The sequence below is a fragment of the Rhizobacter sp. genome, assembly GCF_032229685.1.
Classification (GTDB): Bacteria; Pseudomonadota; Gammaproteobacteria; order Burkholderiales; family Burkholderiaceae_C; genus LMDS01.
Genome location: NZ_JAVTWP010000011.1, coordinates 80,185 through 88,065 on the forward strand (window position 1 = coordinate 80,185; position 7,881 = coordinate 88,065).

8 protein-coding genes are annotated in these 7,881 nt (G+C 69.3%); 4 read left to right on the forward strand and 4 right to left on the reverse strand.

Annotated features, from left to right (window positions below; genetic code table 11):
• Window positions 1–20 precede the first annotated feature (20 nt).
• The 4 genes from AC30PD_RS05620 to AC30PD_RS05635 all read left to right on the forward strand — a co-directional run bounded on the left by AC30PD_RS05620 (window position 21) and on the right by AC30PD_RS05635 (window position 4,093).
• On the forward strand, window positions 21–716 hold the full coding sequence (locus AC30PD_RS05620; RefSeq protein WP_489534668.1) for a winged helix-turn-helix domain-containing protein: 696 nt from the start codon (window positions 21–23) through the stop codon (window positions 714–716).
• Window positions 713–2,017, forward strand: a complete 1,305-nt coding sequence (locus tag AC30PD_RS05625) for an ATP-binding protein (RefSeq protein WP_489534669.1) — start codon at window positions 713–715, stop codon at window positions 2,015–2,017. Before AC30PD_RS05620 ends, AC30PD_RS05625 begins: the two co-directional genes overlap by 4 nt.
• A 99-nt stretch (window positions 2,018–2,116) precedes the next feature.
• Complete coding sequence (locus AC30PD_RS05630; protein ID WP_489534670.1) at window positions 2,117–3,631, forward strand: Do family serine endopeptidase; 1,515 nt, start codon at window positions 2,117–2,119, stop codon at window positions 3,629–3,631.
• 15 nt (window positions 3,632–3,646) lie between these two features.
• Entirely contained in the window at window positions 3,647–4,093 is a 447-nt protein-coding gene (locus AC30PD_RS05635; RefSeq protein WP_489534671.1) for a carboxypeptidase regulatory-like domain-containing protein, read from the forward strand.
• A gap of 37 nt (window positions 4,094–4,130) precedes the next feature.
• Here AC30PD_RS05635 and kynA read toward each other — a convergent pair whose 3' ends face one another.
• The 4 genes from kynA to AC30PD_RS05655 form a co-directional block, all read right to left on the reverse strand.
• The gene (gene kynA / locus AC30PD_RS05640; RefSeq protein WP_489534672.1) at window positions 4,131–4,973 is read right to left on the reverse strand and encodes a tryptophan 2,3-dioxygenase; all 843 of its coding nucleotides are present in this window, start codon (window positions 4,971–4,973) and stop codon (window positions 4,131–4,133) included.
• A gap of 8 nt (window positions 4,974–4,981) precedes the next feature.
• Complete coding sequence (gene kynU, locus AC30PD_RS05645) at window positions 4,982–6,280, reverse strand: kynureninase (protein ID WP_489534673.1); 1,299 nt, start codon at window positions 6,278–6,280, stop codon at window positions 4,982–4,984.
• On the reverse strand, window positions 6,280–6,906 hold the full coding sequence (gene kynB, locus AC30PD_RS05650; RefSeq protein ID WP_489534674.1) for an arylformamidase: 627 nt from the start codon (window positions 6,904–6,906) through the stop codon (window positions 6,280–6,282). The genes kynU and kynB overlap by 1 nt, the downstream gene beginning before the upstream one ends.
• A gap of 71 nt (window positions 6,907–6,977) precedes the next feature.
• Window positions 6,978–7,881: serine/threonine protein kinase (locus AC30PD_RS05655; RefSeq protein WP_489534675.1), on the reverse strand; the 904-nt coding region annotated here is incomplete at its 5' end.

Below are 7,881 nucleotides of genomic sequence, written 5' to 3' on the forward strand. Positions count from 1 at the left end.
AATCTCCCCGCGAACCTCTGATGCGCCTGCTGCTGGTGGAAGACGACCGCATGATCGGCGAGAGCCTGCGCGCGGCCTTGCGCCTCGAAGGCCACGCCGTCGACTGGGTGCGCGACGCGGCGGCCGCCGCCAGCACGCTGGCGAGCGAGCGCTTCGACCTGGTGTTGCTCGACTTCGGCCTGCCCGCCAGTGGCGCCGCCGGTGCGCCCGCCGACCCGGCCGGTGGCCTGGCCGTGCTGCGCGCGGCGCGGGCGCGGCAAGACACCACGCCTTTCATCGTGCTCACCGCGCGCGACGGCCCCGGCGACAAGGTGACGGGTCTGGACGCCGGCGCCGACGACTACCTCGTCAAACCTTTCGAGCTCGACGAACTGGGCGCGCGCATCCGCGCCGTGCTGCGGCGTGGTGCGGGCCGGGCCGAACCGGCGCTGTCGTTCGGCGGCGTCACGCTCGACCCGGCCACCAAGCAGGTCACGCAGGGTGGTGTGCCCGTGGCGCTGTCGGCGCGCGAGTTCGCGGTGCTCGAAGCGCTGATGCAACGCCCCGGCGCGCTGCTCTCGCGCGCGCAGCTCGAAGACCGGCTCTACGGCTGGGGTGAAGAGATCGAGAGCAACGCGGTTTCGGTCTACATCCACCAGCTGCGCCGCAAGCTCGGCGCCGACTTCATCCAGAACGTGCGCGGGGTCGGCTACTTCGTCGGCGGCAAGCCCGCATGAATTCGATCCGTGTGCGCCTGCTGTTGTCGCTGCTGGCGATGCTGGCCGCGGCGGCGCTCGTGATGGGCTGGTTCACCTACCGCAACGTGCTGGCCGAAACCGAAACGTTGTTCGACTACCAGCTGCGCCAGATGGCCTTGTCTCTGCGCGACCAGGGCGAGATCGCGCCCGGCCAGGCCAACGCGTTGAACGACGAGCAGCTCGACTTCGTGGTGCAGATCTGGACGGTCGACGGCCGCAGCATCTATGCCTCGCGCGAGCACAGCACCCTGCCCGAGCGTGCGCTGCTGGGCCTTGCCGACATCAACGTGCAGGGCAAGACCTGGCGCACGTTCGGCGTGGCCACGCCGACGCGCGTGATCCAGGTGGCGCAGCCGCGGCTGATTCGCCAGCGCCTTGCAGCCGACGCGGCGCTGCGCAGCGTGGCGCCGCTGCTCTTCATCGCACCGTTGCTCGCGCTGGTGATCTGGTGGCTGGCCGCGCTCACGCTGGCGCCGCTGCGCCGCGTGGCGGCCGACGTGCGCGAGCGCGACGAACACTCGCTGCAGCCACTGCCCGGCGAAGGCCTGCCCGACGAAGTGGCGCCGCTGGTGCAGGCGCTCAACGCCTTGTTGCAGCGCCTGGGCGCGTCGCTGAACACGCAGCGTGCTTTCGTGGCCGACGCGGCGCACGAGTTGCGCTCGCCACTCACGGCGCTGAAGCTGCAACTGCAGTTGCTGCAGCGCTCGCCCGACGACAGCTCGCGGGCGCTGGCCATCGAAGCGCTGGGCGAAGGCATCACGCGTGCGGCACGGCTCGTCGAACAACTGCTCGCGCTGGCGCGCAGCGAGCCCGGCGCACCGGCGCCAGCCGCCGCACGGCTCGACCTGAGCGAACTGGTGCGCCAGGCCGTCGCTGCGACGCAGCCTTTGGCGAACGCACGCGGGTCCACGCTGAGCCTGCTCGCCGATGCGCCGGTGCCGGTGAATGGCGACGCCGCTGCCCTGACGGCGCTGGTGCGCAACCTGGCCGACAACGCGCTGCGTTACTCGCCGCCGGGTTCGCGGGTCGAGCTGCGTGTGGGCAGCGAGGCGGGCGAGCCGGTGCTGCAGGTCGACGACAACGGCCCCGGCATCCCGCCCGAAGAGCACGAGCGGGTGTTCGACCGGTTCTACCGGCGCGCGAACAGCGACGAACCGGGCTCGGGCCTGGGCCTGGCCATCGTGCGCGGCGTGGCCGAGCAGCACGGCGCGCGGGTCGCGCTGTCCACTTCGAAGCTCGGTGGCCTGTGCGTGACGGTGCGCTTCGCCGCGGCGTCTTAACCTTCGCCTAACGCAGCGCTAACCGAGCCCTAACCAGCCGCTCCTATCTTCTGCTGCATGCGGAAATCGTCCGCGAAGCATTCAGACGAAGGAGTTGCCATGAAGCTCAAACCCCTCAGCGCCGCGTTGCTCGCGGCCGGTGCCCTGACCGTTGCCACCGCCGGTGCGATCGACGTGCCTTCGTGGTTGAAAGGCAAAACCGCCACCACGACCGCGGCCGCCCCGACGGCCGCTGCCGTGACGCCAGCGGTGCCCGACGCAGCCGCACCGCCGCCGGTGCCGATGCTGAACGCGCAAGCCACGCCGAACTACCGCGCCATCGTCAAGCAGTCGGGCCCGGCCGTCGTGGGTGTCACCGTGGCCGGCATGCACAAGGCTTCTGCCGAAGAGCAGGGCCTGCCGCCTGGCATCGAGAACGACCCGTTCTTCAAGTTCTTCCGCGGCATGCCCGGCTTCCAGGGCCGGGGCCAGCAAGGCGGCCAGGTGCCGTTCAAGGGCATGGGCTCGGGCTTCATCATCAGCAGCGACGGCCTGATCCTGACCAACGCGCACGTGGTGCGCGAAGCGAAGGAAGTGACGGTGAAGCTGAGCGACCGGCGCGAGTACTCGGCCAAGGTGCTGGGTTCCGACGCGACGACCGACATCGCCGTGTTGCGCATCAACGCCACCGGCCTGCCGGTGGTGCGCCTCGGCGACGCGCGCCAGCTCGAGGTGGGCGACCCGGTGCTCGCGATCGGCGCGCCTTATGGCCTGGAGCAGACCGCCACGCAAGGCATCGTGAGCGCCAAGGGCCGCTCGCTGCCGGGTGACGCGGTCGTGCCTTTCATTCAGACCGACGCGGCGGTGAACCCCGGCAATTCCGGCGGCCCGCTGTTCGACGGCAGCGGTGCGGTCGTGGGCATCAACGCGCAGATCTATTCGCAGAGCGGCGGCTTTCAGGGCCTGAGCTTTTCGATCCCGATCAACGTGGCGCTGAAGGTGAAAGACCAGATCGTCTCGACCGGCAAGGCCAGCCACGCCCGCCTCGGCGTGACGGTGCAAGACCTGAACCAGGGCCTGGCGGAATCCTTCGGCCTGAAGAAGCCCGACGGCGCACTGATCGCCAACGTGGCACCAAACAGCGCGGCGGCCGCGGCCGGGCTGAAGGCCGGTGACGTGGTGACCGAAGTGAACGGCGAGCCGGTGGTGCGCTCGGGCGCGCTGTCGAGCCTGATCGGCCTGTCGGCGCCGGGCGAGAAGGTCAAGCTGACCGTGTGGCGCGACAAGACGCCGCGCGAGATCGAAGCGAAGCTGCAGGCTGCGGACGCCGGCGCCACGCAGGTGGCCGACGCCGACGGCGCGGTGCCGCAGGGCCAGCTCGGCCTGTCGCTGCGCGCGCTCACGCGTGACGAGCGCAAGCAGTCGCAGATCGAGCAGGGCCTGGTCGTCGAAGGCGTGGCCGGCCCGGCGGCCAGGGCCGGTATCGAAGAAGGCGACGTGCTGCTCGCCATCAACGGCAAACCGGTGCAGTCGATCGACCAGGTGAAAGCCGTGATGCAAGGCAAACCGAAGAGCGTGGCGCTGCTGGTGCAGCGCGACGGCGAGAAGATTTTCGTGCCCGTGAATCTGGGTTGAACCAAGGAGAAAGTCATGAAGAAGTTGCTTCAACAAGTGGGTGTCTCGTTGGCTGCGGTGCTGGCCGCGGCGGTGTCGATGGGCGCTTCGGCCGAGTCGACACAGCTGCCGCCCGAGCGCAGCGCTGGCGTGGCGTCGTTCGTGAGCGGGGGCGTGGACATCGACGAAGCGCACCGCTTCGAAGGCGCGTTCCGGCAGTTTCCGCTGGCGATCCAGCTGTTCGAGCGTGAAGGTGCGCGCGAGGTCTTCACGGCCAGCGCGCACGTGACGATCCGCGACGCCAAGGGGCAGGCCGTGCTCGACCAGGTGGCCGAAGGCCCGTTCATGCTGGTGCGCCTGCCGGCCGGCGACTACCGTGTCGAGGCGAGCCTGAACGGCCATGCCTTGCACGAACACCAAGTCCACGTGACCCACAGCGGCCACGCGGTCACCACCTTCGTCTGGCCCGAGAACGCGGGTTGATCGCGCAGCGGCCGGCATCTGCCGGCCGTTGCCGTGTTCAAAGATCGGTGCGCAGCTTCCAGATCTCGGGGAACAGCACCACGTCGAGCATCTTGCGCAGGTAGCCCACCCCCGAGGTGCCGCCGGTGCCGCGCTTGAAGCCGATCACACGCTCGACCGTCGTCACGTGGCGGAAGCGCCAGAGGCGGAAGGTGTCTTCCAGATCGGTGAGTTCTTCGCCGAGCTGGTACAGGTCCCAATACGCTTTCGGGTCGCGGTAGACCACGAGCCAGGCTTGCTCGACAGCGTCGCTGGCCTCGTGTGCTTTGGTCCAGTCGCGCTCCAGCGCCGATGCGGGCACGGCCAGGCCGCGGCGGGCCAGCAGGCGCAGCGACTCGTCGTACAGCGAAGGCGCGCGGTAGACCGCGTCGACTCGCGCCAGAATTTCCGGCCGGTGCGCGTGCGGCTTCAGCATGGCCGCGTTCTTGTTGCCGAGCATGAACTCGATGCAGCGGTACTGCCAGCTCTGAAAGCCGCTGCTGTTCGACAGGTAAGGGCGGATCGCCGAGTATTCCGGCGGCGTCATCGTGGCGAGCACGTCCCAGGCATGCACGAGCTGTTCCATGATCTTGCTGACGCGCGCGAGCATCTTGAACGCGCTGCCGAGTTCGTCGGCCGCCACGCACTGCACGGCGGCGCCGAGCTCGTGCAGCAGCAGCTTCATCCACAGCTCGCTGGTCTGGTGCTGCACGATGAAGAGCATCTCGTCGTGCGCCGGCGAAAGCGGGTGCTGCGCGCCTAGGATGGGGTCGAGGTGCAGGTAGTCGGCGTAGCTCATGTCCTTCGAGAAATCGAGCTGCGCGCCTTCTTCGGCGACGATCTTTTCGGTGGGGCTGGTCATGGCGGGCCTCAGGTGACGGCGGCGCGCTGGTTGAAACGCGCTTCGCGCCATTCGCCGGTCGCCAGCACCTGGTGCAGGTGCTCGACCGCGTCCCACACTTCGGTGAAGCGGGTGTAGAGCGGCGTGAAACCGAAGCGCAGCAGGTGCGACGACTCGGGCGCCGCGCCCAGCTCGCCGGCGCGGAAGTCGCCGATCACGCCGCGCGCGATCAGCGCCTGCATGATCGCGTAACCCTGCTCGTGCGCGAAGCTGACCTGGCTGCCACGTTGTGCGGGCTCGCGAGGCGTGACGAGCGTGAGGCCGTGGCCGGCACAACGAGCTTCGACCAGCTCGGTGAAGAGTGTCGTGAGCGCGATCGATTTCTTGCGCAACGCGGCCATGCCACCGAGTGCTTCGGCCTTCAGAAAGACCTCGACGCCGCAGTCGAGCGCGCTCATCGACAGCACTGGCGGCGTGCCGCAGGCGAAGCGCTGGATGCCCAGCGCGGGCCGGTAGTCGGGCGTGAACTCGAAGGGTGCTGCGTGGCCGAACCAGCCCGACAGCGGCTGGCGCAGCTGGTCGTGGTCCATGCGCGCGGTGTGGCGCGGGTGCGCCCACACGAAGGCCGGCGCGCCGGGGCCGCCGTTCAGGTACTTGTAGCCGCAGCCGACGGCAAAATCGGCGTCGGCCATCTTCAGGTCGACGGGCACGGCGCCGGCCGAATGCGCCAGGTCCCACAGCACCAGCGCGCCGGCCGCGTGGGCGTTTTGTGTCACCTGCGCCATGTTGTGCATGCGCCCGGTGCGGTAGTTCACATGGGTGAGCATCAGCACGGCGAGATCGTCGTTCAGGTGGTGGGCCAGGTCTTCGGCTTCGATCAGCTTCAATTCGAAGCCGTGCGTGCGCGCCACGCTCTCGGCGATGTAGAGGTCGGTCGGAAAGTTGCTGCGCTCCGAGACGATGAGCTTGCGCTGCGGTGCATCGGCCTTCACCAACTCGACCGCGGCGCACAGCGCCTTGTAGAGGTTCACCGACGTCGAGTCGCCGACGATCAACTCGTTTTCGCCAGCGCCAACGAGGGGCGCGAGCCGGTTGCCGATGCGCTGCGGCAGGTCGACCCAGCCCGCGGTGTTCCAGCTGCGGATCAGGTCGCGGCCCCATTCTTCCTGCACCACCTGCGCGATGCGCGCGGGCGTGGCCTTGGGCAGCACGCCGAGCGAATTGCCGTCGAGGTAGATCACGCCTTCGGGCAGCGTGAATTCGCTGCGCAGGCTGGCGAGCGGGTCGGTCGCGTCGAGCGCGGCACAGTCGGTTCGGGTGGTCGTCATCACAGTTCTCGCAAGACCGCGCGCACCGGGGAGGCGTCGGCGGTGGTCAGTTTCAAGGGCAGGGCGATCAGTTCGTAGTCGCCAGCAGCAACGTCGTCGAGCACCAGGTTCTCGAGCACGCGCACGTGGTGCTTCAGCAGTTGCTGGTGGCTCGCGAGCGTCTTGCTGTCGGCCGGGTCGACCGACTGGCTGTCGATGCCGACGAGCAGCACGCCGAGCGACGCCAGCCAGGCGATGGTTTCGGGCGCGAAGGCGCTGAACTCGGGCGACCACGCGGTGGGCGCCTTGGTGCAGGTGCGCACGAGCACGCGCGGTGGCATGCCATCGCCCACAAAGGCGCGCAGGTGCTCGGGCGTGACCAGCGCGCCGCAGCCGATCGCGTGAATCACGCGGCAGGGGCCGAGGTAGGGCGTGAGGTCGACTTCGCCGATCGTCGGCGCACCTGGGCCGTAGTGCAGCGGCGCATCGGCGTGTGCGCCGATGTGCGGTGACATCGTGATCGCGCTGAGGTTGACCGGGCAGCCAGGGCCGATCTCGGCCGTCCACTGCTGCGAGTAGGCGGTGTCGCCGGGGAAGAGCGGCGAGTCAGCAGCGATCGGTGGGGAAATGTCCCAGAGTTTTTTCATGGCGGTGCGAAGGTAGCACCGGCAAAACGTGCGTGGTGTCGGTTTTTTCGGACACCGGCACGAGCGCGTCGTCAGCCGCCGCCAGCGGCCGCGGGCACGGGTGTCCGCACCACCGTGACCGAACAATCGGCCTCGGCCGCCACCCTGGCCGACACACTGCCGAGGTAACGTCTCAACCCACCGCTGCTGCGCGCGCCCATCACGATGTGATCGACTTGGTTCTTGCGCGCGTAGTCGATGATCGCGGCGGCCGCGTCGGGGGCTTCGAGCACGTGGAAGGTGACGCGCCCGTCGAAAGCCGCGCCGCCCGGTGTGGGCGCCTGCTGTGTCGGGCGCGCCCAGTGCTTGAGCTGCACCAGCAGGTTGACGTGTTTGCTGCTGCCGTCCTTGTCGAGCAACTCGTCCATGCCGATTCGGTTGATCTTCATCACCGCCACGCAGGCCAGGCGGGCGCCGGGTTCGGTCTGCAGCAGGCGTTGCACTGTGGTGCGCACGGCGTCGAGCAGGCGTGGCTCGGCGCCTGCCACGTCGACGGCGGCCATCAGGATCGGGCTGCGCGTGGTCTGGGTCACGGCGCTCGCGTCGGCGGCCGGCTCGGCGCCCATCGCGATGAACCAGCGCCGCGCGGTCTGCAGGCCGCTCTTGCGCGCGCTGCGCGCGGCGCGCTCGGTCAACGCCACCTGCTCGGGGTGCTGCAGGTCGAAGGCGAGCTGTGCTGCGCTCTGGTGGCGCAAGCCGGGCTTCACCTCGAGGCAGCGCAGGATGACTTCCTGCAGCCAGGGCGGGCAGTCGGCGCGCAGCGCGCGCGGCGGCACCGGGTCGCGGTAGAGGCGCTGGCGCAGGCCACGCACGCTCGTGGGCGCGCCGAACGGGCGCTCGCCGGTCACCAGGTGGTAGAGCATCACGCCGAGTGCGAACAAGTCGCTGCGCGGGTCGTTGCGCACGAACTGCACCTGCTCGGGCGACATGTAAGGG